The sequence below is a fragment of the Saliterribacillus persicus genome (genome assembly GCF_003337485.1).
Taxonomy (GTDB): domain Bacteria; phylum Bacillota; class Bacilli; order Bacillales; family Amphibacillaceae; genus Saliterribacillus; species Saliterribacillus persicus.
The window spans coordinates 363,784-390,189 of the sequence record NZ_QPJJ01000001.1 but is presented as its reverse complement, the minus strand read 5'-3'; the positions used below and the strand labels follow the sequence as shown (position 1 = coordinate 390,189).

Here is a 26,406-nt window from a genome sequence, read left to right as displayed (position 1 = left end):
TATGTGTTGCAAGGTTATTTGGTCTGTTTATTAGGTTGAGGAATGATACAAAACTAATCTGATTTAAGGGGTATCGGTATGGATTTTAATCATGAAAAAAAAACATGGGTTGAAACCTTTAAAAACAGCATAGTTGAACCAGCTTTATCCACAATATGTATTCAGCTGCATGCTTCTGAAACGATGGAAGAAGCCACGAGACAAATGAAGGAAATTTGTCTGTTAAGTAAAGATGATAACAACAAGCGGGTAGCGATGGAATTTTTATACGCGAATGGATGTCTATCGGAATTAGCAGAAATGATCGAATACAACAATCAGTCTGACAATCCGGTAAATCATAAATGGGCTTCTGTGTACAGTATTTTACTAAAACGTAGAACAAATGAAAATATAACTAAAAACGCCCGTTCCTCCATGCAATATCTAGAGGCGATTGAAAAGATTAATATGGAAGAAGAGGAACACGCACTTTGGATTTTAAAGCATTTATTGTATGTCTATTGTTATTTTGATAACCATCAATATGGTAAAATTGGAGATTATAACGATAGTATCCGAAGAAGAATGAGTCTTGTGAAGGATCCACTTCTCCAGGAGTTACTCGACGGACGATTAGCAGAAAGCTTAATGGTATATCATTGGAAGAGAAATGAAATGCTGATTTCTAGAAAATATGGCTATCATCTATTGCAGTCTACATGTAATTGGCGAAAAAAGATTGACATTCATAATATGATGGCGCAGGGTTATTTATATGACAGCTATGACCAAGCCATGTACCATGTAAATGAAGCGTTGAGAATTGCTGAATCACTCGAATATGACCGAGCAATTTATGGTCTTTCTAACTATACAAAACCTTTTATCTCAGCCTATTACAGAGAGGTAGAAGGAATTGAAACAGAGGATCAGGCTGAAAAAGCCCACCTTCTTTTAGCGCAAGGCAAGCGCACAGAAGCAATAGAAATCCTTGAGAAGTTAGAAAATTTAACACCATTTCAGCAATACTACTTAGGAAAAGCTCGCAATGATCGATCTTTATTGTTCGAATCCTACCAACGCTTTGTTAATGAACGAAATGATTATTTCTACGCTCGCTTACCACATGAGGCTTTGGAAAAATTAGAAGGGGAGGAATGGATAAATGAATAAAACTCCAATTTCCCTTAAAATGATAACAAGGATTCACGACGCAGAAGATGAAACAGAAACAGTCGTCGAAGAAGTCGGTTCCTTTATCGAAAAAGGCAACACTGCTGTGCTTACTTTTTCTGAATGGAATGAAAACCAGGAAAAGGTTGATTCATTAATTACCATCCAACCGGAAAAAGTAAATGTGAAACGTTCGGGAGCAGTGACGATGAATCAGCAATTCCTCACAGGTCGTGAAACAGAAAATGTTTATCGCCATGAATTTGGAACGATTCATATGCAAACAACTACCGATCGAATCTTTTTTGAAACGCCAAAAACAGATAAAGCAGGAAACCTTTTTATTCAATATAAAACGATATTAAATGGTGAGGAAGAAAGGGAGCATGAACTGACGATTTCCTTTCAACTCTTAGGACCGGAAAACGAAATCAGGGGGTAAACGTGATGAACATTATGCAACAAATGCAGGAAGCATTAAAGTCTCAAATTGAAGATGCTGTTGTAAAAGCAGATCTTGCTACAAAAGAAGAACTTCCTGCTATAATACTTGAACAACCAAAGGACAAGGCACACGGTGACTATGCAACCAACATCGCTATGCAGCTTGCTCGAATTGCAAAGAAAGCACCACGTAAAATTGCAGAGGACATCCTTGCAAATTTTGATGGGGAAAAAGCTTCTGTGACAAAAGCGGAAATTGCTGGACCTGGATTTATTAACTTCTTTTTAAATAATACCTATTTATCAGATTTGATTCCGACTATTTTAGAACAAGGAAAAGACTACGGTAATTCAACTATCGGTAAGAATGAAAAAATTCAAGTGGAGTTTGTCTCAGCAAATCCTACCGGTGATTTGCATCTAGGTCATGCTAGAGGTGCCTCTGTTGGGGATTCCTTATGTAATGTATTGCAAAAAGCAGGCTATGATGTTGCGCGTGAGTATTATATTAATGACGCGGGTAACCAGATTGTTAATTTGGCTAAATCCGTTCAGGCTCGCTACATGCAAGCTTTAGGGAAAGAAATGGATATGCCAGAAGATGGCTATCAAGGTGCTGATATTATTGCACTTGGGGAAAAATTAGCAAAAGAACATGGCGATAAATTGCTAGAAGAATCAGAAGAAAAACAGCTAAGCTATTTTAGAGATTATGGCTTAAAATACGAGCTAGATAAGCTAGCTACAGATTTAAAAGCTTTCCGCGTATCGTTTGATCACTGGTTTTCTGAAACCTCCTTATATGAGGATAAAAGAATCGAGCCAGCCCTTGATGTTTTAAAGGAAAAAGGCTATATCTTTGAAGAAGACGGAGCGACTTGGTTCCGCTCAACTGATTTTGGGGATGACAAAAACCGTGTATTAATTAAAAATGATAGCACCTATACGTATCTCACTCCTGATATTGCATACCACAAAAACAAATTAGATCGTGGCTTTAATAAATTGATTAATATATGGGGCGCCGATCATCACGGTTATATCCCACGCATGCGTGCAGCTATTCAAGCCTTAGGCTATGACGCTGACACGTTAGAAGTAGAAATCATACAAATGGTAAACCTTTTTGAAAATGGTGAAAAAATTAAGATGAGTAAGCGTACAGGTAAAGCAGTTACGTTACGTGAATTAATGGAGGAAGTTGGCATTGACGCGATCCGTTATTTCTTTGTTATGCGTTCTTGTGACTCTCACCTTGATTTTGATATGAACCTAGCAAAGTCTGAATCCAATGATAATCCTGTATACTACGTGCAGTATGCACATGCGCGAATCTGTACAATGTTAAAGCAAGCAGCAGATAAAGGAATCGATTTTAAAGACTTTGATGCATCCTTATTAACGTCAGAAAAAGCAGAAACTCTATTGAAAAAGCTCGGTGAATTTACACAGGTTGTAGGAGATGCTGCGATGAACAGAACACCACATCGCATTACAAATTATGTGTTTGATTTAGCTTCACTCCTTCACAGCTTTTACAATGCAGAAAAAGTATTAGATCCAGAAAATGTAGAAGGTACAAAGGCAAGACTAGCATTAATGGATGCGGTACGAATCACAATAGCGAATGCCTTAGACTTAATTGGTGTAGAAGCACCAGAGAGTATGTAATAGGTTATGAGTTTGAATTAGGTATAAAACAATTAACAAGCATGACGAAGAGAGCATTGAATTGCAAAAGCAATTTAATGCTCTTTTTGGTGTGGGGTAAAATTCAAGTCAAAGTTCTGGACACATTTGAGAATGCCGCAAAAATTCTAGTTTAAGTATAGGTTTAATAGTTTTTGAGTGGTTAAATGATTTATATTGTTCATATTCACAAAATAAGGTAATTGCCACGTTTGAGTTGCGATAGCCTGCTTACTCGTGGGAGTTTCCCAGTCAGGATATACTCTTATTGCCATTTTTCCTTTTGAAGTTTCTGTTTTAAGTATGTTTTGCTTACGCAGTATTTCCTTTGGGAAAATAAATTGGCCAAAATCTTCATTATCTGTAAAAGTATTTATAACCAATAAATCAGGAGCATCTTTATATGAAAAAGCTTGATTTTTATTATTTTCATCCTTTTCCCAGAAGGCAACAAACTGACCTATCTTGTTGGGTGTTATTTTGGCGACTCTAAACCTAACAGATTTAGAACCTAACTGAAAAATCCCAGCCCCATAAGCTGAATTTTGTGGTTCTTCTCGAATTTCATTCAGATTTAAATGATTAGGTTTATAAAAAATTTCATTTACATAAGCTAATGTATTGGAAAAGTTGTGCATAGGTGGACTCCTTATTTTTATATTTTAAATAATACACGATACTTTAATCTTGATGGGAAAATGAATGACACAGAAGATATCAGAATGATCACAGTAATTTATATTAAAAAATAAATTTAATATTAATATGAGACTAGCATTTAGTCCTTCGATTAACAAATAATTCTGAAAATTACTTTACAAACGAATCCCTCACTTGGTAAGATAGCATTTATAAAACCGAGCGAAGAGGGAATAGCAATGATTCGACAGCTAACAGAACAAGATAATGAAGCATGCCAAGCACTGATTCAAACGCGTCCTGCTGAGAATTTGTTTATTATTGGCGATATAGAAGCGTATGGATATGACCAACCCTTTCAAAAGCTATGGGGAGATTTCGATGAGCTTGGTAACTTACGCGCTGTTCTATTAAAATATGAAAAAAATTATCTTCCATTTGCATTAGGAGATTTTGATGCAAAAGGGTTTGCAGAGATAATGAGTGCTGACCCTGAATTTTCGATGCTCTCTGGTTTGGAACATTTAACTGGTGCAGTGGAACCCTTTATAACAAGAGCAAGAATTGTAAAACGAAAGCTATATTACGCAAAGCTTACATCGCGTGAGCATTTAAACTTTGAAAAGATGAAAAACGTAAAAACGTTAAAACCGGATGAAATATCCAGATTAAAGGAATTACTTGAAACAATTCCGGAATTTCATGATAAACCATTCAATTTAGAAATAAAGAAGCGGAATATGGAACAAGGGGTAGCGCGTTGTTATTATATCGAAGAAGATGGTGAAATGGTCTCAACTGCTTCTACTAGTGCAGAAAATAAGGCTTCTGCCATGATTGTAGCAGTAGGAACGAATAAACGTGCCAAGAGAAAAGGCTATGCAACAAGATGCATGAGTAAGCTTTGTTTTGATTTATTGGAAGAAGGTAAAGAGCTTTGCTTATTTTATGAAAATCCAGAAGCGGGAAGCATATATAAACGAATTGGCTTCAGGGATATTGGTTTTTGGATGATGTACCATTATGAATAATTGTTTTTCTAACAAATTATCAAAAGGGGAGCAGAACCTTTACGTTCCGCTCCCCTTTTTTAAAATTAAAGCATTTGTTGAATCCACTCAAAAGCTTTAAACCCAAGATATACTCCTACAATCCCCATGACACCAGCAAGTGCAGGTGGTGCCGGTATCGGAAGCTTGATCCACGCAAATAAAAATCCAACAATTAAGCCAGCAATTAGTGCTAAAATAATTTCTCTCAAAAAATAACCTCCTTATACTTCTATTTAAACCGAAATACGGTAATATTTAAATTTTTTTAAAAAGTGAACTAACATACTTTATCATGAAAAGAAGAGCTCGTACAAGAAAAAATATCATAATTAAATAAGACATATTTTAGAACTAAGTTTCCCGGAACTCTAAATTTAGAAACATAGAATTTATCTGATGAAGCGTATAATAGGTGCGTTTTAAGATAGAATGCGTTAACATAGAAAAAGATATACATATATTTAAACGAGGTGAGTTTTTTGCAAAAATTAGTGTTTTTTGTAGGCGTAGCAGGGACAGGTAAGACAACGGTAGCTGAGAAAATTTCGGAACAAATTCCTTGTGCTTTTCTAGACCGAGATACAGTAGGGGGAAGGTTTGTTGAAAGATTTCTAGAAATGAAAGGACTCGATCCGAATGATCGTGACTCCGCCTTTTATAAAGAAAATCTTCGTGACCTAGAATACGATACAACCAAGGATATTTGCATTGAAAATATTCGAGTAGGACAAAATGTATTCATGATCTCTCCTTTTACTGCGGAGCTGAAAAATCGTGATTGGATTCAAGGAGTAATAGAAGCAAGTGGTAAATCGATGGCTGAAGTGGATGTGAAAGTAGTAGTCGTGACGCTACAAGATATTGATACCCAGCGTGAGCGCATTGAAGATCGCGGTACAGAACGCGATACATGGAAATTAGAAAACTGGGATTCTTATGAAACGCGCGTAGATTTTGTGCCAACAATTAATTGGGATATTCCACAAGACAATATTCATATTTATGATAACTCAGGTGACTTATCAGATGAAAAAGTGGAAGGTCTAGTATCGTTTATTAATGCATAAATGATATAATAGATCACTTTTTAGCAATTAGACATAGAACATAATAAAAGGGCGTTCAGGTTTATACATAATCTGAACGTCTTTTATTCCTCTTTTTTAATATGCTTTTTTAGAGGAGATAATAAAAAGTGTGCGTAAGCGAGGTAAAACTGTGCGAGAGAATCAGAAAACTGTGTGTGAGTGAGGTATAAGTGTGCGTGAGAATCAGAAAAGTGTTCGTGAAACTGACTGCCGACATCCAAACAAGTATAAAACACAAGTGAAAAAGAATTGATTCCTCGCAAATTTATAAGTTCCTTTTTACAGAAATATACGACAGGTTGCATTTCAGAATGTAAAAACATATAATATGATGGTATACTTAGAACCGTGCTAATTATTAGCAGAAATTTAACAGCTGAAATAATTTAAAAAAGATAAACAGAATGTATTAATTATGATAATAAAGGAGTGCGGTAGCCATGAGTTTAAAGGACTTAACTGCAAAACAAATAGATGAATTTGCAATGATTGATCTAGCTAATATTATGTTATTAGATGAGAAAAAAGCAATGGACTTTCGTGAAATTTTTGATCGTCTTGCTGATTTAAAAGGAATGAAACAATCTCAAAAGGATGAAATGATCTCCCAGTTTTATACGGACTTAAATATTGATGGTCGTTTTTTAACGAAGGGTTCTAATTTATGGGGATTAAAGCGCTGGTATCCTGTTGAAGAGTTTGAAGAAGAAATTACACAGGTTCCTAAAAAGAAGAAAAAGAAAAAAGCAGCTACTAAGAAAAAAGCGAAGAAAAAACCTATCGATGAGACCGATGATTTAACAGAAGATGATGTAGACTTTGATGATGTTTCAGACTATGATGCTGATCCAGTAGGTTTAACTATTGATGACGACGCAGAAGATGATACAGATGATTTCGACTTCGATGAAGACTTTGAAAATGATTTGTTAGATGAAGATGAGGACGAAGAGGAAGACGACGATGATTATGATGATGACGAAGATGATGATGAAGAAGAGGAAAAGAAAAAATAATTTTTGTCGTTAAAAAATGAATTAAGAGCTATATATAATAAAGATTTCTTATCAAAAGTGGTAACAAATCGTGCTTGACTTTCTAAAACTAACTGAGTACAATTTTACTTGGGCTCCATATTTTAGATTACAATGCACAGCGTTCCCCCTGAGTGGGGAGCGCTTTTTATATTTTAAAGGGCACTCAAATATGAAGCAATAATCATGTTTATTAAAAAAAAAGTAATCAAGGGCTTAAAAAATAAAAAAGTGAGAAAGAGGGATAAAGCGTGACAAATTATATCTTTGTAACAGGTGGGGTAGTTTCTTCGATAGGGAAGGGTATTACAGCTGCATCACTAGGACGTTTATTGAAAAATCGTGGCTTAAAAGTAACCATTCAAAAATTCGATCCATACATTAACGTGGATCCAGGTACAATGAGTCCGTACCAGCATGGGGAAGTTTTTGTTACCGAAGATGGGGCAGAAACAGATTTAGACTTAGGTCACTATGAACGCTTTATCGATATCAACTTAAATAAATATAGTAATGTAACAACTGGGAAAATATACTCAACTGTTATTAAAAAAGAACGCCGTGGTGACTATTTAGGTGGAACGGTTCAAGTAATTCCACATATTACTAACGAAATAAAGGACAAGGTATTCCAAGCAGGAAAACAAACGAATGCAGATGTCGTAATAACAGAAATTGGCGGAACGGTTGGGGACATTGAGTCTCTTCCATTTATTGAAGCAATTCGCCAAATTAAAAGCGATATTGGCCGTGAAAACGTGATGTACATCCACTGTACATTGGTTCCATATATTAAAGCAGCAGGTGAAATGAAAACAAAACCAACACAGCACAGTGTAAAAGAATTACGCTCCTTAGGTATTCAACCTGATGTGATTGTTTTACGTACGGAAATGTCCATTAGCCAAGAAATGAAAGAAAAAATTGCGTTGTTCTGTGATATTAATGAAAAAGCTGTTATTGAATCTGGTGACGCAGATACGTTATACCACGTTCCACTAGCAATGCAGGAACAAAAGTTAGATCAGCTAACATGTGATCATTTTGGATTGGACTGTGCTCCTGCAGACATGACCGAGTGGAATGAGCTAGTTGATCGTGTATTAAATTTAACTAAGACAACAACAATTGCGCTTGTTGGTAAATACGTAGAATTACCAGATGCATATATCTCTGTAGTAGAAGCGTTGAAGCATGCTGGTTATTACTACGATACAGACGTTACGGTTAAGTGGATTAATGCTGAAGGCATGACACAGGCTAATTCAGCCGAGCTGTTAAAAGATGCAGATGGCATACTGGTGCCAGGTGGATTTGGAGATCGTGGTATTGAAGGAAAAATAGAAGCGATTCGATATGCAAGAGAAAACAAAGTGCCTTTCCTAGGAATCTGCCTAGGCATGCAGTTAGCAACAGTAGAATTTGCGCGTAATGTGGTAGGGTTAGCGAACGCTCACTCAGCAGAAATTGATCCGAATACACCTTATCCAATTATTGATTTATTACCAGAACAAAAGGATATTTCTGATTTAGGCGGGACGCTTCGCTTAGGTATTTATCCTTGTCGTTTAAAAGATGGCACGAAAACAAAAGCATGTTATGAAAATGAAGACGTTATTTATGAACGTCATCGTCATCGTTTTGAATTTAATAACGAGTATCGTGAGCAAATGGAAGAGCATGGCTTTATCTTTTCTGGTACAAGCCCTGATGGAAAATTGATCGAAACAATTGAACTAGAAGATCACCCATGGTTTATTGCCTCCCAATTCCATCCTGAATTCAAATCACGTCCGACAAGACCACAACGCTTGTTTGATGGATTTATTGGAGCTTCTGTTAAATAATAAAAATCAACGAGTAACGTAGCTGTGTGCTGTGTTACTCGTTTTTTGATAAAAAAGCTTGAAATACGATTTTTTGTGGGATGAAATGAATTCTTTGAGAGAGAAATGTTAAAAGAATGACACAAATTTGCTTAAAAATCATTTTTTTATGGTTCATACTGGAAAAAAAGAGTTATTATAGCAGGAAAAACAAACTTTATAACGAATGTTTATACCATAAAGGGTTTCGAGATAGAAAGGGGAGGATTAAATGCATCACGTTTTAATTGTGGATGATCAACCTGGCATTAGACTATTACTAGAGGAGATAATGAAAATAGAAGGATTTCAAGTCACTACTGCTATTAATGGAAAGGACGCTTTAGAGAAAATAGAAGCGCGAGCCCCGGACCTTATGTTAGTTGACTACAAATTGCCTGTGATTGACGGGCTTACTTTAGTGAAGCAGTTAGAGTCAGAAGGGACTGTGATTCCTACTATAATCATGACAGGTATGCCTGAGAAAATCAGTGATGAAGTTAAGACACTTAAGTCAGTACAGACTATTTTTTCCAAACCATTTAATATCAACGATGCTAGAAGCACAATTAAAGCATTTTTCCTTCAAAATAAATAATTTTTGTGTGATAGCATTTAAATTATGACGGAAAAAGGACAGTTGAGAAATAGCGAACACAAGAAAACGCTTACCTGAAAAGGTTTTGTTGCACATTCTTCTTGGTATTGGTATTCTATTAATGGGTGCAATTTCTCAAGAGCGTTATAGAGTAAATTGCCAGTGTAATTAAAAAAGTTTACATATTTTCTTAAGGAGGATCATTTATGCCATTAGTTTCAATGAAAGAAATGTTGGAAGAAGCAAAAAAAAATCGTTATGCAGTTGGACAATTCAATCTTAATAATCTTGAATATGTACAAGCAATCCTACAAGCTGCAGAAGATGAAAAATCTCCAGTAATTTTAGGGGTTTCTGAAGGTGCAGGTAAATATATGGGAGGTTTCGGCGTTGTAGTAGCAATGGTTGAAGCAACAATGAAAGCACAAGGTACTACTGTACCAGTTGCAATTCATTTAGACCACGGTTCAAGCTTTGAAGCTTGTGCAAAAGCTATTCATGCTGGATTTACTTCTGTAATGATTGATGCTTCTCACGGAGAATTTGAAGAAAACGTTGCGGTATCATCTAAAGTTGTTGAATTAGCACACTTCCATGGTGTATCTGTTGAAGCTGAATTAGGTGTTGTTGGCGGACAAGAAGATGACGTAATCGCTGATGGCGTTATCTATGCTGACCCTAAAGAGTGTCAAGAATTAGTAGAACGTACTGGAATTGATTGTTTAGCTCCAGCACTTGGTTCTGTTCATGGACCATACAAAGGTGAACCTAACCTAGGATTTAAAGAAATGGAAGAAATCGGTTCTGCTGCTAGTGTTCCATTAGTATTACACGGTGGTACTGGAATTCCTACAAAAGATATTAAACGTGCGATTTCTTACGGAACTTCTAAAATCAACGTAAACACAGAGAACCAAATTCAACAAGCAAAAGTAGTACGTGAAGTATTAGCTGCAAACCCTGATATGATTGACCCACGTAAATACTTAGGACCATCTCGCGACGCGATTAAAGAAACAGTAATCGGCAAAATGCGCGAATTCGGATCCTCAAACCAAGCAAAATAATTATCCAAAAAGGCTGCCGCGAATATGGCAGTCTTTTTTTTGGTTTTTGTGGTGCCTGTCACCTGTGGTTTTCGGTGCCTGTCACCTGTCGAATAATCTTTACCCTCATACTCCATTACTTTTATCTCATTTTTAATATTTTCTGAACCTGAAAAGGGTTATTTTAAGGCGAATTTGATACGATGATGAAATTGAATCGATTTATACGGTTTCAAAATAAGGATAGATAAGCTATAATAGTCCATATGTGTTTGGTTTTATATGACAATTTGTTAATATACATGGAATAATAATTTTTATTTTGAAACATGAACTAAAAGGGCATGAATACACAATAATTGTACAAACTAATCTTAACTATTTAATCGGTATAGACGTTCTAAGCAAAAAAATCAAGACAATTTATGGATAAAAGTTCGTTTCGGAAGAGAGGGAACACTAGATGCAGAAATTACTAATCGAAGGTGGGCATTTGCTAAACGGAAAGGTTCGTATTAGCGGAGCGAAAAACAGTGCAGTTGCACTACTGCCAGCAGCAATTTTAGCTGATTCTAAAGTGATAATTGAAGGTTTACCGAATATTTCAGACGTAGATACATTAAGTGGGTTGTTAGAAGAAATTGGTGGAAAAGTAGAACAACGCGGAAAAACCCTACATATTGATCCAAGTGGAATGACATCCATGCCATTACCAAATGGTCGTGTGAAAAAATTACGCGCTTCCTATTATTTTATGGGAGCGATGCTTGGTCGTTTTAAAAAAGCTGTAATCGGCTTACCTGGCGGGTGCTATTTAGGTCCAAGACCAATCGATCAGCATATTAAGGGCTTTGAAGCACTTGGGGCAGAAGTGACCAATGAACAGGGTGCCATTTATTTACGTGCAGATGAGCTTCGCGGTGCACGAATTTATTTGGACGTTGTTAGTGTTGGTGCGACTATTAATATAATGCTCGCAGCAGTAAAAGCAAAAGGGAAAACTATTATAGAAAACGCGGCTCGTGAGCCAGAGATTATTGATGTAGCTACGTTACTAACTAGTATGGGTGCTAAAATCAAAGGTGCTGGTACGGATGTGATTCGTATTGAAGGTGTGGATCAGCTATCCGGATGTATGCATACCATTATTCCTGACCGTATTGAGGCGGGTACGTACACGATCTTAGCAGCAGCACAAGGAGAGAAAATGTTAATCGATAACGTTATCCCTCAGCACTTGGAGCCATTACTTGCAAAGCTTCGTGAAATGGGAATTGAGATTGAAGAAGGGGAAGAACAATTACTTGTTCATCGTCGTGAAGATCTTAAAAGTGTGGATATAAAAACACTGGTTCATCCAGGCTTTCCAACGGATCTCCAGCAACCTTTTACCTCACTTCTTACAAGGGCGAATGGTACGGGTGTTGTGACAGATACCATTTATCAAGCACGATTCAAGCATATAGATGAACTTAGAAGAATGAATGCTCAAATAAAGGTTGAAGGTAGCTCAGCAATCGTTTCCGGACCAGTTAAATTAGAAGGGGCAAAAGTAAAAGCCACAGATTTACGAGCAGGGGCTTCCTTAATTGTTGCTGCGTTAATGGCAGAAGGCATTACTGAAATAACTGGACTCGAACATATCGATCGCGGTTACGAAAATATTACTCAAAAATTAGCTGAACTAGGCGCCAAAGTCTGGCGCGAAGAAATGACACCAGAAGAAATCGAACAATTCCAGAACTCCTAACTAAAAGCCTGCCCAGCCGCAGGCTTTTTTCAATTTCTTTTTTTATTCCTCAATTCGACAAGTAATAACATAAGACGACGGGTGACAGGCACCCCTCTCTTCATCCGTAACTTGAGAAAAACCTTGAATATTTAAGGGAAAAAGGGTACTATAGGGTCATATGCAAGATTTGTATTGGATCTCCAAGAATGACGGGCTCATTCTTAATAGCTTCTATTTCATATTCTTCTTGGGATTGATCGAGATTAATCTCGCTACTTCAAAAATGCTTCGATGACATTCATCCTTAATTGTAAAAAGCAATAGCGAGTTTCAAATCTACCAGTGATACTCTCAACGATCTGCGTAACATTCCAACCGTTAAATCTCTTGAATATGGTACGAAAATCCAAAAATCTAACGAATACTATAATACAGAATAGAATAGGTGTGGTGATATCTTTGAGTGAAGTAACAATCACAAAATTAGAATCCATGACACTAAAAGACCTCTATGCAAAAGCTAGAGAGTTCAAAGTGTCTTATTATGCAAAATTAACAAAAAAAGAATTAATTTTTGCCATTTTGAAAGCACAAGCTGAAAAAAGTGGTTATTTATTCATGGACGGTATTTTAGAAATTATTCCTTCAGAAGGTTTTGGCTTTTTGCGTCCAATCAATTACTCCCCGAGTGCAGAGGATATCTACATATCAGCCTCCCAGATTCGTCGCTTCGATTTAAGAAACGGGGACAAAGTATCGGGTAAAGTACGCCCGCCAAAAGAAAATGAGCGCTATTACGGGTTATTGCACGTAGATATGGTAAATGGAGAAGATCCTGAAATTGCAAAAGAACGCGTGCACTTTCCAGGGTTGACAGCGTTATATCCAGACCGCCATATGCGTTTAGAAACGACCACAAAAGCCATATCAACCAGAATCATGGACCTGTTAACACCGGTTGGTTTTGGACAACGTGGGTTAATTGTTGCTCCACCAAAAGCAGGTAAAACAGTTCTTTTAAAGCAAATCGCTAATAGTATCTCTGAAAATCATCCAAATTCCAAGCTTATTATTTTGCTTGTAGATGAACGTCCAGAGGAAGTGACCGACATAGAACGCTCGGTGAATCCTGACGTAGATGTTGTTAGTTCTACCTTTGATGAAGTACCAGAAAATCATATTAAAGTGACTGAGCTTGTTTTAGAACGTGCAATGCGGTTAGTAGAGCACAAACGTGACGTTATTGTTTTAATGGATAGTATTACTCGTCTAGCACGTGCCTATAACCTCGTTATCCCACCAAGTGGTAGAACACTTTCAGGGGGGATTGACCCAGCTGCCTTCCACAGACCAAAACGATTCTTTGGTGCAGCGCGTAATATTGAAGAAGGTGGAAGCTTCACGATCCTAGCAACTGCTTTAGTTGAAACTGGCTCTCGTATGGATGACGTAATTTATGAGGAATTTAAAGGAACCGGTAACATGGAACTGCATCTTGATCGTAACCTTGCCCAGCGTAGAATTTTCCCTGCGATTGACATTTTACGTTCGAGTACACGAAAAGAAGAATTGCTATTATCGAAGCCTCACTTGGATAAAATGTGGGCGATTAGAAAATCGATGCAAGACTCTCCAGATTTCTTAGAGAGATTCTTACGTAAGCTAAGAGGAACGAAGAGTAATGAGGAATTTATTAGCGTGCTAGAAGAAGAAATGAAGCGTAAAGGCACAGCGAAAAAAGCATAATTTTCCTTCGATCTTACAAAGTTTATTTTTCTTAAAAATCGATAGAATAGTGCTTGCAATCAATAAATGACACTGTTATAATTCTTCTGTGTGACATTTATAACTAAAAAGTTGCTTTAACGTTGATTAAAGTACGAATCTAACTCTGTTTCTTAAGGATTCAGGGCAAAAGGAGTGGAATGATATGAAAAAAGGACTTCATCCAGAATACAAAAAAGTTGTATTTCTTGATACAAGCTCTGACTACAAATTTTTAGGCGGATCAACTCAATCTCCAGAAGAGACAATTGAGTGGGAAGATGGTAACACATACCCATTAATCCGTGTAGAAGTTAGTTCAGCTTCACACCCATTTTATACTGGGAAGCAAAAAGCTGATAAAGTCGGTGGCCGTGTAGACCGCTTTAAGAAAAAATATAACCTTAACTAATCAAAGGATTTTTTCTTATCTCGAATTAGTTTATATCCAGGGATCAAGAGGATCCTATTGAAACAGGCAAATTGTCGAATTCGTTTGCCTGTTTTTATTTTGCTTGAAATCACCCTTTTTAGCCTTGTACGTCCAGGATAACAAAAACAAACTAGTAAATAATATAGACTACTAATGAAAACTTTCCTCTCAGTGGTCGGTGACACAAATTCCAAACAATGAGTGGATGAATAATATTAAATAAAAAATAGATTTGAATAGAATTATACATAGAAAAAGGTGAGACCTTTATCAATAGGTGTTCGGCCAACTTTTAGCACTTAAAAAAAAGAAGTTCGTTCGATTATACCATGGCGAATTAGGTCATTTTTCGTCATAATAGAAGAAAAGAATTGAGAGAAGAATAGGAAAGGGGCAACTTTAGCGTGCATGTCATTCATTATAATGGTTGGATAGAATTAATATGTGGAAGTATGTTTTCCGGAAAATCAGAAGAGCTTATACGTCGAGTGAGACGTGCCACATATGGAAACCTTACCGTTCGCGTATATAAACCACAATTAGATAATCGCTATGCAGAAGAATCAGTCGTTTCCCATAATGGGAATGAATTTATCGCAAGACCAATTTCTGATCCGAGAGAAATACTAGAAGATGTCACAGAAAATGTCGATGTAGTCGGAATTGACGAAGTACAATTTTTTGACCCGGCAATTGTGGAAGTCGTAGATCAATTAGCAAATAAAGGCCATCGCGTCATTTTAGCCGGACTTGATACAGACTTTCGCGGCGAACCGTTTGGTGCGATGCCTGCATTACTTGCTGCAAGTGAATTTGTTACAAAATTAAATGCGATTTGTCCGGTATGTGGCTCACCAGCAAGCAGAACCCAGCGCCTAATTGATGGACAACCTGCAGCATATGATGATCCTGTTATTTTAGTTGGTGCTAGTGAAGCTTATGAACCTAGATGTCGTCATCATCATGAAATAGTCAACCATCCACATAAAAAAGAAAAGCAAATCACCACACAAAAAAGCTGATAAAACAAACGTGATTTTGACGTTAAGCTAGCGCATATACTATAATAGAGCTATTGACTAAAATAATCGGATGTGAACGATAAAAAGAGGTGGAACACGTGTTAGATAGATTAGAGTCGCTAGAAATGCGATATGATAAATTAAATGAGCTTCTCAGTGATCCAGATGTTATCAACGATAATAAAAAACTACGAGAATATTCAAAAGAGCAATCTGATTTAGCGGATATTGTTGCCGCTTATCGTGAATATCGTCAGGTGAACGAAGAATTAAAAGACGCAAAAGAAATGCTTAACGAGGATCTCGATGCTGACATGCGTGAGATGACCAAAATGGAAATTGATGAATTAGCAGACAGCAAGAAAGAATTAGAAGAACGTCTAAAAGTATTATTGCTTCCGAAAGATCCGAATGATGACAAAAACGTAATCATGGAAATTCGCGGAGCTGCGGGTGGAGATGAAGCAGCATTATTTGCAGGAGACCTTTTCCGCATGTATTCTCGCTACTCAGAAGCACAGCGCTGGAAAATTGAAATAATGGATTCAAACTCAACTGGGGTTGGTGGATATAAGGAGATTATTTTTATGATCTCTGGAAATGGTGCCTACTCTAAATTAAAATATGAAAACGGTGCACACCGCGTGCAACGTGTACCAGAAACAGAATCTGGCGGACGTATTCATACCTCCACTGCTACGGTTGTAGTTTTACCAGAAGCAGAAGAAGTGGAAGTCGATGTCCATGAAAATGATATTCGTGTAGATACGTTTACGTCAAGTGGACCTGGCGGACAAAGTGTTAACACTACTATGTCAGCAGTTCGTTTAACACACGAGCCAACCGGTATTGTGGTTTCGTGTCAGGATGAAAAATCACAAATTAAAAACAAAGAAAAAGCAATGAAGGTATTACGTGCACGTATATATGATAAATTTCAACGTGAAGCACAGGCAGAATACGATCAAACAAGAAAATCTGCAGTTGGTTCTGGAGATCGTTCTGAACGTATTCGTACCTATAACTTCCCACAAAACCGTGTTACGGACCACCGTATTGGTCTAACGATTCAAAAGCTTGATCAGATTCTAGAAGGAAAGCTTTCCGAAGTGATCGATGCCCTTGTCATGGAAGAGCAAGCTAAAAAAATGGAACAGATTGGGGAATAACCCATGGAAAACACAGAAATGACCATACAAGAAGCCCTACGCTGGGCTTCTCTTTTTTTAGAAAAAGGTAACCGCGAGCCCCGTGTTGGAGAGATTCTTTTAATGCATGAGCTAGGCATAAATAAGGTACAACTAATCAGTAGCTTGCGCGAGCCAGTGCCCAAAGACATAGCAGTAACATACAAAGAAAAAATCACCCAACATGTAAAGTCCGGCATACCCGTCCAACACCTAACCGGACAAGAAACATTCCTAGACCGCACCTATCACGTAAATAAACACGTACTCATACCAAGACCCGAGACAGAAGAGCTCGTAAAGGTGGTGCCTGGCACCGCGAACATTTTGCCCCTAAGTCACGAGTTTGAGAGTGCTAATCGTCAGGTGGTGCCTGTCACCACGAACGAAAATAGTCCCGCTCCGACGATTGTGGATGTTGGGACGGGCAGTGGTGTGATTGCGATATCGTTGTTTCATGAGATGGTTGGTGCACGTCTCATTGCTACGGATATTTCTGAGGATGCGCTAGAGGTTGCTAAAAAAAATGCATCAAAGCATGATGCTACTATTACATTTTTTCAGGGAAGCTATTTGGAGCCGTTAATCGAACGAAAGATTAAAGCGGAGATTATTGTCTCGAACCCTCCCTATATCGCGTATGAAGAAAAGAAAACCTTATCTGACACGGTGAAAAATTTTGATCCAGCACTTGCTTTATTCGCTGAAGAAAATGGTTTAGCCGCTTATCAAGCAATTATCCAACAAGCAAAACACGTATTAACTCCAAACGGCATGCTTTTCTTTGAAATTGGAATGACTCAAGGCGAAGCTGTTAAGAGCATAATTAAAGAGGTATTTCCACATGCAGAAGCAGAAGTTATCCAAGACATCAGTGGAAAAGATCGAATCGTGTCGGCAAAAATAAAAGAATAATTTGTTTAAAAATATTCCTCTCGGCGATACTGATGGCTAAATAAAAAGTCAGATTTTCGAGGGGAATAAAAATGAAAAAATTAATCATGTTGCTCGTAGTAGCTTTAGTTATTAGCTTCTTTCCAGTACCGACGTTTTCAGGGGATCAAAAAGAAGAAAAGCTTGACGTTACCGTTATACCAGACGATGCGATCCGACTTCGCATTTTAGCTAATAGTGATGATGAAAAAGATCAACAAGTAAAAAGACAAATCCGTGATGCGGTTAATGAAGAAGTGACCAAGTGGGTAGAAGAGATGGCGGATATCGAAAAGGCGCGTAATTTAATCGAATCGCGACTTCCTGAAATCGATGAAATCGTCAAAAATGAATTGCAAAAACTAGATTTAGAGATTTCCCACACGGTTGATTATGATGATAGTGTCGAGTTTCCTACAAAACTATACGGTGACTATCTTTACCCAGCAGGTAAATATGAAGCTATTCTTATCACCTTAGGTGAGGGAAAAGGTGCGAACTGGTGGTGCGTTGTCTTCCCGCCGCTATGCTTTTTAGATTTCTCTTTCGGAACTACAGTAGAGGACCACGAACAAGAAAAAGAAGCAGAAGATAAAGAAGCCCAAAAAGACCAACAAGTTACTGATAAGGAATCCAGCAATTCAAATAAAGAAAGCGAAGAAAAACAGGAAGATGACGAAGAAATCAAGTTCCAATTTTTCTTTATGACGTGGTTTAATTAAAATCTAGCATACATGTCCATTCTATTCATAGATTAATAGAGAGAAGAACGATAGAATAGGAGATGAGTGAATGGATATTTTAGAAACCCAAGACGTTGCCGTAGAAAAGGTCGAAGCATTTTTCAGTCAAGCTGATCAATCGATCAAAGAGCATGTCAGCGAAAATCAATCCGGTTACTTTTTAACAGAGAATGAGGAATTACTAGGCTTTTTCTCCTTAACGACTATAGACGAACAAGCAGTTTGGCTACGTTCTCTATTTGTCCAACCAAAAAGTCGAGTGGAAATGCCGCTTCTTTTGTTTGAGGCAGCAGAACAAATAGCAAAACAACAAAAAAAAGAGATGCTGTGGATAAAAGTGGATAAAGAAGCAGTCAAACAGCTCGTACTTTGGTTAGAGTATAAGCGAGCAGACTCAACTCCTGCAATCGATACACTAACTGAAAAGGAAAAGATGCAGGACTGGTTTCAAAAAAGTTTATAATTGACCACGACCTGTGGATAATGTGGATAACCATAATAAATAAAGCTAATCCGCACCAGCGACTGTGGATAAAATGTGGAACAAAACAGCACTTATCCACAATTAAACGTAAATCGCTAGAGAGGGAATAACCATGATAGAAAAAGAGACACATTATTGGACAATAGATCCAAATAATATCCAACAAGAAAATAAAAAAATAGCAGAAGCGGCAACCCTGCTTCAAGCTGGAGAAGTGGTGGCATTTCCAACCGAAACCGTTTATGGACTCGGAGCAGATGCCACCAATTCTGATGCAGTCGCGAAAATTTTCCAGGCGAAAGGTCGTCCTGCGGATAACCCGCTGATCGTTCATGTGGCAGAAAAAGCGCAAATTAAAACATATGTAACAGAAATCCCGCAAATAGCTGAAAAATTAATTGATGCTTTTATGCCAGGCCCGTTAACTGTGATTTTAAAAAGTAATCAAAAAATCGCTAGTATAGTTACTGCTGGCCTTGATACCATTGCGATCAGAATTCCAGATCACACCGTCGCACGTGCCTTAATCGAAGCGTCAGGCAGACCTTTAGCAGCACCGAGCGCTAACACCTCAGGAAAGCCGAGTCCGACTCAAGCCATCCATGTATTCCAGGACCTCAATCAAAAGATCGCTGGAATCGTTGATGGAGGAGAGGCAGGCGTGGGTGTCGAGTCAACAGTTGTTGATTGTACAGGTGAGCTTCCGCTTATTCTGCGCCCAGGTGGCGTGACAAAAGAGGAAATGGAAGCAGTCGTCGGTGAGGTGTTAGTCGATCAAGCATTAAAACAATCGACCGAACAACCGAAAGCACCAGGTATGAAATATAATCATTACGAACCGGATGCACCGCTTCATCTTATTCAAGGCGACACGGCATTTTTCCAAGCGCAAATCGACCAGCTCATAAGCGAATCGAAGAAAGTCGGTGTGATCGCTAGCGAAGAACTTGCAAACGAATTACAAGCAAGTCACATTAAACAAATTGGCACGCGTTCTGATTTAAAAACGATTGCCAAGCATTTATACGACGCACTCCGCTTCTTTAATGAAAAAGAAATTGACATCATTCTATGCGAAACCTTTACAGATCAAGGCGTCGGCCAAGCAATCATGAACAGACTACAAAAAGCCGCAACAAAGGAAATTAAACAGTAGTAAAAATCAAACATATTTAACAGCTCCCGGACATAGACTCAACTAGCATGTCCAAAAGGGAGCGAACGACGATGAATCAAATCGCACTAGAAATGATCGGAATCTCAATCGCCTTAGCCATGGATGCCTTCTCCGCCAGTCTCGGAATCGGCTTACAACCAATAAGGCTAAAACGAATCTTCATGATCGGCCTCATTATCGGGGTCTTTCATATTATCATGCCACTTCTCGGCTTAATTCTAGGTACCTTGATCTCCAGCAAACTCGAAAGCATTGCCCTTTTAGGCGCCGGCTTAATCCTTTGTGCGATTGGCGTACAAATGATTCTCCATCGCTTCTTTTCCGAGCATAAAATTATCCCAGCCCCAGTCGGAACAGCACTCCTCTTATTTGCCCTTAGCGTCAGTCTCGACAGCTTCTCCGTAGGCATCAGCCTAGGCCTGTCCGGCACCAAAACACTCATCGCTATTCTTATGTTCGGCATCACCGCCACCCTTTTCACCTGGTGCGGACTCATTATCAGCAAAAAAACCCACCATTATCTTGGTAACAACAGTGAATTACTAGGAGGCTCCATCCTTTTTGCAGCAGGATTGCATCTTCTTTTTGGTTAAAGGTAATGCCTCCTTCCTCTTTCCCCCCGTCATCACGCATTTAAGCTACATAACAAGATGATTTCGTAAGCCCCTACCCCGGCGGATAAACAGTAATATGGTCGCACCATATTCATACGTGTCCACCATAAGGACAGCACCCTCTTCATGGCAAATAGCTTCCCGGTCCCAATCTTTCTTTGTTGCATCCTGTGAGATATGATAAAATTTGGTTAAACAGGATAAGCAAAAGGGAGAAGACAGATGAGGATTTTATTTGTGTGCACAGGAAATACATGTCGTAGTCCAATGGCAAAAGCGATATTTAAAAATAAAACAGATCACGAGGTACAGTCAGCTGGAGTGTATGCAGGATTTGGTCAGCCTGCTTCAGATATGAGCCTAAACGTTTTACGCGAAGACGGCATTGAATTAAAGCATGAATCACAGCCAGTCACAGATGACTTACTAGAATGGGCCGATCTCATTTTGACCATGACGAAGGAGCATAAAAGAGCGCTTGACATGCAATTTCCGCACTACTCGGAAAAATCGGCAACGCTTGGTGAATATGTACAAGCAGATAAGGAAGAAGCTTGGGAAAAGCTAAAAAAAGATTATAGCGAGTTAGAAGCTATCAAGCTTGCAATGAAGCAGGAAAACGCTCATGGAGATCCGGAATTAGGTGCAGCCTTTAAAGAAAAACTGCGGGAAATTGAGAAGCAGGAATTAATATTAAGTAATCAAGATATCTCCGATCCGTTTGGTGGAAGCTATGATACGTACAAAAAAACATTTGATGAACTAAATAAGTATCTTGACCTACTAGCGAAAAAAATAGACAATAGATAAGTAAAAAGCACCAAGAGTACAGGAGGAGACCAGATGACGGGGGTAAAAAAAGATTTCAATTTGCGCTTGAAATTAGTCGTATTCATCACACTTTTAGCGTTAATTACGTATTCAACAAGTGCAGTATTTATTTATTACGTGCAGGATAAGGTACGCACATGGATCGACATTCCAGAGGTATACTTTGTATTAATTACCTTTCTGCTAGGAATTATTTGGTCAGGTATTTTAGCATTTTTTGCAGCAGGCTTCATTACGAAACCACTAATACGCTTAGAAAAAGCAGCAAATCATGTGGCAAATGGTGATTTAAATCATGAGTTAGCCGTGGAGAAATCTAAGGATGAAATAGGCGCACTCAGCATGTCCTTTAATCAGATGGTGACAAATTTAAAAGGAATTTTAACGGACATTGATAACCATGCTACCCACACGACGAGCTCTGTGGAAAAAATGAAGGAAGCTGCATCGAACTCAAAAGCACAAACAAGAGAGCTAGAAGAAACGATTGAACAAATATCAAAAGGTGCAGAGGAATCATCCAATGCCATACAAGGCACAGTTGAAGCAATTGAACACGCAACAACTATTGCAAAGAAAGTAGACGAAAAAGCTAATCTCTCAGAAGAAAAAGCAGCAGTTATGGTGAGCGAGTTAAAAGCGACAAACGAACAAATAGAGGACCTCTTAAAAGGTATTGGCAGCTTAGCAGAAAATCAAGATCAATCACTCATAAATGTAACCCAGCTGTCAGATAAAGCAAAAGAGGTAGAACAGGTAATAGGTTTAGTCGGCGACATTAGTGAGCAGACAAATTTACTAGCCTTAAACGCTTCGATTGAAGCATCACGAGCAGGCGAAGAAGGTCGTGGGTTTGCAGTAGTCGCAGAAGAAGTTAGAAAATTAGCTGATCAAAGCTCCAATGCGGTTAAAAGCATTAGTGAATTGATTCAAGCTATGCAACAAGACGTCGAAGTAGTCGTAGCCAGTATAAAGACAAGGGCAAATGAAACGCGAGAAGAATCAGAAAAAGGAAAAGAAGTTAAATCAACGATCCAGTTAATGTCAACCTCTGTCCTCAACGTGGCAAACGGTATTAAAGAAATATCTAAATTAGTGGAAGAACAATTACATGAAATTGAAACAACACGCTCAAACTCAGAACAGGTTTCAGCAATTGCAGAGGAAACCTCAGCCGGTGCAGAGGAAATAACAGCTTCTATGGAAGGTCAGGCCAAATTGGCTGAATCTTTAGAAGCATTAGCATTTTCTCTCGGAGAAGAGGCACAAAACTTGAAAAGACAAATGCGTCAATTTAAGCTAAGCTAAATGATAGTAAATTAAAAAAAGGAGCGATAGAAGATGAAAGTAATTTTAGCATCGGATCATGGTGGCATTCATTTATCAAAGGAAATAGCAAGTCTAATGGAGGAAATGGGTATTGAGTATGAGGATACCGGCTGTAAATGTGCAGATTCCGTAGATTATCCGGATTATGGTATTCCTGCAGCAGAGCGCGTAGCAAGTGGAGAGTTTGATCGTGGAATTTTAATTTGCGGGACGGGCATAGGAATGTCAATCGCAGCGAATAAAGTAAAAGGAATACGTGCAGCACTTGTGCATGATGTCTTTAGTGCAAAAGCAACAAGGGCGCACAATGATTCCAATATGCTTACAATGGGTGAGCGTGTCGTAGGACCAGGGCTTGCACGTGAAATTGCAAAAGCTTGGCTTGAAACAGAATTTGAAGGTGGCAGACATGCGAATCGTGTTGGAAAGCTAACAGAATACGAAGGAAAATAACACGTGAAAGTGAGGCGATGTCATGAAGCAAATTGAAACAGACATCGAAAAAACAATCGATGAATGGGTAAGTGGTTCCCTATTAAAAGAGGGAGATTTATTTGTGATTGGCTGCTCTACGAGTGAAGTTGCCGGTGCGCATATCGGAACAAAAGGTAGTGAAGATATTGCAGCTATCCTTTATAAGGCCTTTGACAGGCTTAAAAAGGAGAAGGGAGTGCACCTAGCATTTCAGTGCTGTGAGCACTTAAACCGTGCAATCGTGTTAGAAAGAAAAGTCGCAAAAGAAAACGGACAAGATGAAGTATCTGTCGTACCACACCGGTCTGCTGGTGGATCGATGGCAACATACGCCTATTCCCATATGGAGGATCCAGTGGTAGTCGAGCATATAAAAGCAGACGCTGGGATCGATATTGGAGAAACCTTAATTGGCATGCAATTAAAACATGTAGCAGTACCGCTTCGCCATAAACAACGTTATGTTGGGCATGCGCGAATGAATGCCGCTGTCACAAGACCAAAATTAATTGGTGGAATGCGGGCTAAATACCTATAAAAATAGAACGCTTATTGCACCTTTTTTCTTAAATGACGAATAAAGGTGCATATTTTTATATTTTTATTCGTAAAAAGGCTAGAAATTTTCTCCATTTGATGTTATTTTAGTAATGAATATATGAAATACCGAATATTTAATAGCAGTACCTTAATCATTGATAGGGGGATTTATTTATGGAGCATGTGAAACAAGCAGATGTCGAGCTATACAACGCCATCCAAGACGAGAAAAATCGTCAAAATGATAAGATTGAATTGATCGCATCAGAAAATTTTGTCTCAGAAGCAGTAATGCAAGCGCAAGGATCTGTACTAACGAATAAATATGCAGAGGGGTATCCAGGCAAACGTTACTACGGTGGCTGTGAGCATGTCGACGTAGCTGAGGATCTTGCACGAGATCGCGCGAAGGAATTATTCGGAGCAGAATATGTTAACGTTCAACCACACTCAGGCGCACAAGCAAATATGGCTGTATATTTCACCATTCTTGAGCCAGGTGACACAGTATTAGGGATGAACCTTAGCCATGGTGGACACTTAACACATGGTAGTCCAGTAAACTTCAGTGGACTTCTTTATAACTTCGTCGAGTACGGCGTAGACGAAAAAGACGAAAAATTAGACTATGATGCTATTTTAGCAAAGGCAAAAGAAGTAAAGCCGAAATTGATCGTAGCGGGTGCAAGTGCATACCCACGTAAAATCGATTTCAAGAAATTCCGTGAGATTGCAGACGCAGTTGGCGCATACTTAATGGTGGATATGGCGCATATTGCAGGTCTTGTAGCAACAGGGCTTCATCCAGATCCAGTACCACATTCACACTTTGTTACAACAACCACACATAAAACACTTCGTGGACCACGTGGTGGTATGGTTTTATGTAAAGAAGAATTCGGTAAGAAAATTGATAAAACAGTTTTCCCAGGTATACAAGGTGGCCCATTAATGCACGTGATTGCAGCAAAAGCATTAGCGTTTAAAGAAGCATTAGATCCATCATTTAAAACATACGGAGAAAACATTATCAAAAATGCAAAACGTTTCGGTGAAGTGCTTCAAGAAGAAGGCATCCGCATTGTTTCAGGTGGAACCGACAACCACTTACTTCTATTAGATGTTCGCGGACTTAACCTTACTGGTAAAGTTGCAGAAGCAGCACTTGACGAAGTAGGAATTACGACAAACAAAAATACAATTCCATTCGATCCAGAAAGCCCATTTGTTACAAGTGGTGTTCGTGTAGGTACAGCAGCTGTAACCACACGCGGATTTGGCGAAGCGGAAATGGAAGAAATCGCAAAAATCATCGCATTCACTTTGAAGAATCATGAAGATCAAGATAAGCTAAAAGAAGCTAAACAACGCGTTTCAGCTTTAACTGCAAAATTCCCATTATATAAATAATACGAATCAGCCACTTTCTTCAATGAGGTGGCTGATTTCCTATTTCTCGGCCAAACTATAGCTTTGCTTGGCCAAATGCACGTATTTCATGACAAAATCTAACGCGTTCATGGCCTAATGTAAAAGTTTCTCGGCCAAACTCTCCAATTTCATGACCAAACGTAGCAAAAGCATGGCCAAATAAACGATTACTTCAAAATTATCTGCTGTTCACGTAAGATTTTTCCTCACTTACGCACAAATCCCAGCTTCTCTCGTGCACTTTCTTCCCATACACGCACAAACTCAAGCCTTTCGCGCACACTCTCCACAATCATACATTCAATCATCCACACACAATTAAATTTCTGAATAATTCGACTTTTAGTTTAAGCTTGAATCACCTAGCAATATTGAGTACACTTTTAAGGATGAACAAAATCAGATATAATTAGTGATAATCAGATTCGACATCCAAAAATATGAGGAGTGAATAGATCATGAGCAACGTATTCGTATTAGATCACCCATTAATTCAACACAAGTTAACCTACATAAGAAGAACAAAGACTGGAACAAAGGAATTCCGCGAGCTTGTAGACGAAGTTGCAGGTTTAATGGCCTTTGAAATCACACGCGACCTACCAACCGAAGAAATTGAAATAGAAACACCCGTAACCACGGCAAAAGCAAAAATTTTAAGCGGAAAGAAAATTGGACTTGTACCGATTCTAAGAGCAGGTCTTGGCATGGTTGACGGCATCCTTCGTTTAATTCCAGCAGCAAAAGTTGGACATGTTGGTCTTTACCGTGACCCAGAAACGCTAATGCCCGTCGAATATTATATTAAGCTTCCTTCCGATATTCAGGAACGTGAGCTAATCGTAATCGATCCAATGCTTGCTACTGGAGGCTCAGCAAATGATGCTATTCATTCCCTCAAAAAGCGCGGCGCAACGCACATTAAATTGATGTGTCTAATCGCAGCACCAGAAGGAGTAGAAGTCATTCAGAAAGAGCATCCAGACGTAGATATTTACCTTGCAGCACTTGATGAAAAATTAAACGAAAAAGGCTATATCGTCCCTGGACTAGGTGACGCCGGAGATCGACTTTTCGGAACAAAATAAGATTAATTTGGAGT

Annotated in this window: 27 protein-coding genes; 25 read left to right on the top strand and 2 right to left on the bottom strand. The window is 38.5% G+C overall.

The annotated features are described in order from the left end of the window. Nucleotides 1–78 precede the first annotated feature (78 nt). Genes DFR57_RS01680 through argS form a run of 3 tightly spaced genes read left to right on the top strand, consistent with a single transcriptional unit; the run spans nucleotide 79 to nucleotide 3,270 of the window. Complete coding sequence (locus tag DFR57_RS01680; protein ID WP_114351395.1) at nucleotides 79–1,155, top strand: AimR family lysis-lysogeny pheromone receptor; 1,077 nt, start codon at nucleotides 79–81, stop codon at nucleotides 1,153–1,155. Continuing rightward, on the top strand, nucleotides 1,148–1,597 hold the full coding sequence (locus DFR57_RS01675; protein WP_114351394.1) for a YwiB family protein: 450 nt from the start codon (nucleotides 1,148–1,150) through the stop codon (nucleotides 1,595–1,597). The genes DFR57_RS01680 and DFR57_RS01675 overlap by 8 nt, the downstream gene beginning before the upstream one ends. A 5-nt stretch (nucleotides 1,598–1,602) precedes the next feature. Beyond that, nucleotides 1,603–3,270: an arginine--tRNA ligase gene (gene argS / locus DFR57_RS01670; RefSeq protein ID WP_114351393.1), complete on the top strand. Its 1,668-nt coding sequence runs from the start codon at nucleotides 1,603–1,605 to the stop codon at nucleotides 3,268–3,270. Between the two features lie 146 nt (nucleotides 3,271–3,416). On the opposite strand, the gene DFR57_RS01665 is transcribed toward argS, so the two are convergent. Next, entirely contained in the window at nucleotides 3,417–3,926 is a 510-nt protein-coding gene (locus DFR57_RS01665) for a MepB family protein (RefSeq protein WP_114351392.1), read from the bottom strand. A 240-nt stretch (nucleotides 3,927–4,166) separates the two neighbouring features. Here DFR57_RS01665 and DFR57_RS01660 point away from each other — a divergent pair, with 240 nt between their 5' ends. Next, the gene (locus DFR57_RS01660; protein ID WP_114351391.1) at nucleotides 4,167–4,958 is read left to right on the top strand and encodes a GNAT family N-acetyltransferase; all 792 of its coding nucleotides are present in this window, start codon (nucleotides 4,167–4,169) and stop codon (nucleotides 4,956–4,958) included. A gap of 65 nt (nucleotides 4,959–5,023) precedes the next feature. Here DFR57_RS01660 and DFR57_RS01655 read toward each other — a convergent pair whose 3' ends face one another. Next, entirely contained in the window at nucleotides 5,024–5,188 is a 165-nt protein-coding gene (locus DFR57_RS01655; RefSeq protein WP_114351390.1) for a XapX domain-containing protein, read from the bottom strand. A gap of 270 nt (nucleotides 5,189–5,458) precedes the next feature. On the opposite strand from DFR57_RS01655, the gene DFR57_RS01650 reads away from it, so the two are divergent. From DFR57_RS01650 to upp, 21 genes are all read left to right on the top strand, one after another. Beyond that, nucleotides 5,459–6,046, top strand: a complete 588-nt coding sequence (locus DFR57_RS01650) for a P-loop nucleotide/nucleoside kinase family protein (protein WP_114351389.1) — start codon at nucleotides 5,459–5,461, stop codon at nucleotides 6,044–6,046. Nucleotides 6,047–6,507: 461 nt separating this feature from the next. Then, entirely contained in the window at nucleotides 6,508–7,083 is a 576-nt protein-coding gene (gene rpoE, locus DFR57_RS01645; RefSeq protein ID WP_114351388.1) for a DNA-directed RNA polymerase subunit delta, read from the top strand. A 269-nt stretch (nucleotides 7,084–7,352) separates the two neighbouring features. Continuing rightward, the gene (locus DFR57_RS01640) at nucleotides 7,353–8,948 is read left to right on the top strand and encodes a CTP synthase (protein WP_114351387.1); all 1,596 of its coding nucleotides are present in this window, start codon (nucleotides 7,353–7,355) and stop codon (nucleotides 8,946–8,948) included. 250 nt (nucleotides 8,949–9,198) lie between these two features. Continuing rightward, nucleotides 9,199–9,564 carry a response regulator gene (locus DFR57_RS01635; RefSeq protein WP_114351386.1) on the top strand — a complete coding sequence of 122 codons (366 nt, stop codon included), beginning with the start codon at nucleotides 9,199–9,201 and terminating at the stop codon, nucleotides 9,562–9,564. Nucleotides 9,565–9,770: 206 nt separating this feature from the next. Beyond that, the gene (locus DFR57_RS01630; protein ID WP_114351385.1) at nucleotides 9,771–10,631 is read left to right on the top strand and encodes a class II fructose-bisphosphate aldolase; all 861 of its coding nucleotides are present in this window, start codon (nucleotides 9,771–9,773) and stop codon (nucleotides 10,629–10,631) included. Nucleotides 10,632–11,073: 442 nt separating this feature from the next. After that, a complete protein-coding gene (locus tag DFR57_RS01625) occupies nucleotides 11,074–12,360 on the top strand; it encodes a UDP-N-acetylglucosamine 1-carboxyvinyltransferase (protein ID WP_114351383.1) in 1,287 nt (428 codons plus the stop codon). A gap of 441 nt (nucleotides 12,361–12,801) precedes the next feature. After that, entirely contained in the window at nucleotides 12,802–14,088 is a 1,287-nt protein-coding gene (gene rho / locus DFR57_RS01620; RefSeq protein ID WP_114351382.1) for a transcription termination factor Rho, read from the top strand. A 184-nt stretch (nucleotides 14,089–14,272) separates the two neighbouring features. Then, nucleotides 14,273–14,518: a type B 50S ribosomal protein L31 gene (locus tag DFR57_RS01615; RefSeq protein WP_114351381.1), complete on the top strand. Its 246-nt coding sequence runs from the start codon at nucleotides 14,273–14,275 to the stop codon at nucleotides 14,516–14,518. Between the two features lie 425 nt (nucleotides 14,519–14,943). After that, on the top strand, nucleotides 14,944–15,561 hold the full coding sequence (locus tag DFR57_RS01610) for a thymidine kinase (RefSeq protein WP_114351380.1): 618 nt from the start codon (nucleotides 14,944–14,946) through the stop codon (nucleotides 15,559–15,561). Between the two features lie 98 nt (nucleotides 15,562–15,659). Next, nucleotides 15,660–16,730, top strand: a complete 1,071-nt coding sequence (gene prfA / locus DFR57_RS01605; protein ID WP_114351378.1) for a peptide chain release factor 1 — start codon at nucleotides 15,660–15,662, stop codon at nucleotides 16,728–16,730. A 3-nt stretch (nucleotides 16,731–16,733) separates the two neighbouring features. Continuing rightward, nucleotides 16,734–17,663 carry a peptide chain release factor N(5)-glutamine methyltransferase gene (gene prmC / locus DFR57_RS01600; RefSeq protein ID WP_114351377.1) on the top strand — a complete coding sequence of 310 codons (930 nt, stop codon included), beginning with the start codon at nucleotides 16,734–16,736 and terminating at the stop codon, nucleotides 17,661–17,663. A gap of 71 nt (nucleotides 17,664–17,734) precedes the next feature. Next, entirely contained in the window at nucleotides 17,735–18,403 is a 669-nt protein-coding gene (gene spoIIR / locus DFR57_RS01595; protein ID WP_114351376.1) for a stage II sporulation protein R, read from the top strand. Nucleotides 18,404–18,473: 70 nt separating this feature from the next. Further along, nucleotides 18,474–18,887 carry a GNAT family N-acetyltransferase gene (locus DFR57_RS01590; RefSeq protein ID WP_114351374.1) on the top strand — a complete coding sequence of 138 codons (414 nt, stop codon included), beginning with the start codon at nucleotides 18,474–18,476 and terminating at the stop codon, nucleotides 18,885–18,887. A gap of 133 nt (nucleotides 18,888–19,020) precedes the next feature. Beyond that, entirely contained in the window at nucleotides 19,021–20,064 is a 1,044-nt protein-coding gene (locus DFR57_RS01585; RefSeq protein ID WP_114351373.1) for an L-threonylcarbamoyladenylate synthase, read from the top strand. A gap of 71 nt (nucleotides 20,065–20,135) precedes the next feature. Continuing rightward, a complete protein-coding gene (locus DFR57_RS01580) occupies nucleotides 20,136–20,678 on the top strand; it encodes a manganese efflux pump MntP (protein WP_114351370.1) in 543 nt (180 codons plus the stop codon). A 243-nt stretch (nucleotides 20,679–20,921) separates the two neighbouring features. Beyond that, the gene (locus DFR57_RS01575; RefSeq protein ID WP_114351369.1) at nucleotides 20,922–21,509 is read left to right on the top strand and encodes a low molecular weight protein arginine phosphatase; all 588 of its coding nucleotides are present in this window, start codon (nucleotides 20,922–20,924) and stop codon (nucleotides 21,507–21,509) included. A 33-nt stretch (nucleotides 21,510–21,542) separates the two neighbouring features. After that, a complete protein-coding gene (locus DFR57_RS01570; RefSeq protein WP_114351368.1) occupies nucleotides 21,543–22,838 on the top strand; it encodes a methyl-accepting chemotaxis protein in 1,296 nt (431 codons plus the stop codon). Nucleotides 22,839–22,871: 33 nt separating this feature from the next. Continuing rightward, nucleotides 22,872–23,312: a ribose 5-phosphate isomerase B gene (rpiB, locus tag DFR57_RS01565; RefSeq protein ID WP_114351367.1), complete on the top strand. Its 441-nt coding sequence runs from the start codon at nucleotides 22,872–22,874 to the stop codon at nucleotides 23,310–23,312. A 22-nt stretch (nucleotides 23,313–23,334) separates the two neighbouring features. Then, entirely contained in the window at nucleotides 23,335–23,871 is a 537-nt protein-coding gene (locus tag DFR57_RS01560; RefSeq protein WP_114351366.1) for a TIGR01440 family protein, read from the top strand. Between the two features lie 176 nt (nucleotides 23,872–24,047). Then, a complete protein-coding gene (gene glyA / locus DFR57_RS01555) occupies nucleotides 24,048–25,283 on the top strand; it encodes a serine hydroxymethyltransferase (RefSeq protein WP_114351365.1) in 1,236 nt (411 codons plus the stop codon). A 479-nt stretch (nucleotides 25,284–25,762) separates the two neighbouring features. Continuing rightward, nucleotides 25,763–26,392, top strand: a complete 630-nt coding sequence (gene upp, locus DFR57_RS01550; RefSeq protein ID WP_114351364.1) for a uracil phosphoribosyltransferase — start codon at nucleotides 25,763–25,765, stop codon at nucleotides 26,390–26,392. Nucleotides 26,393–26,406: the final 14 nt, after the last annotated feature.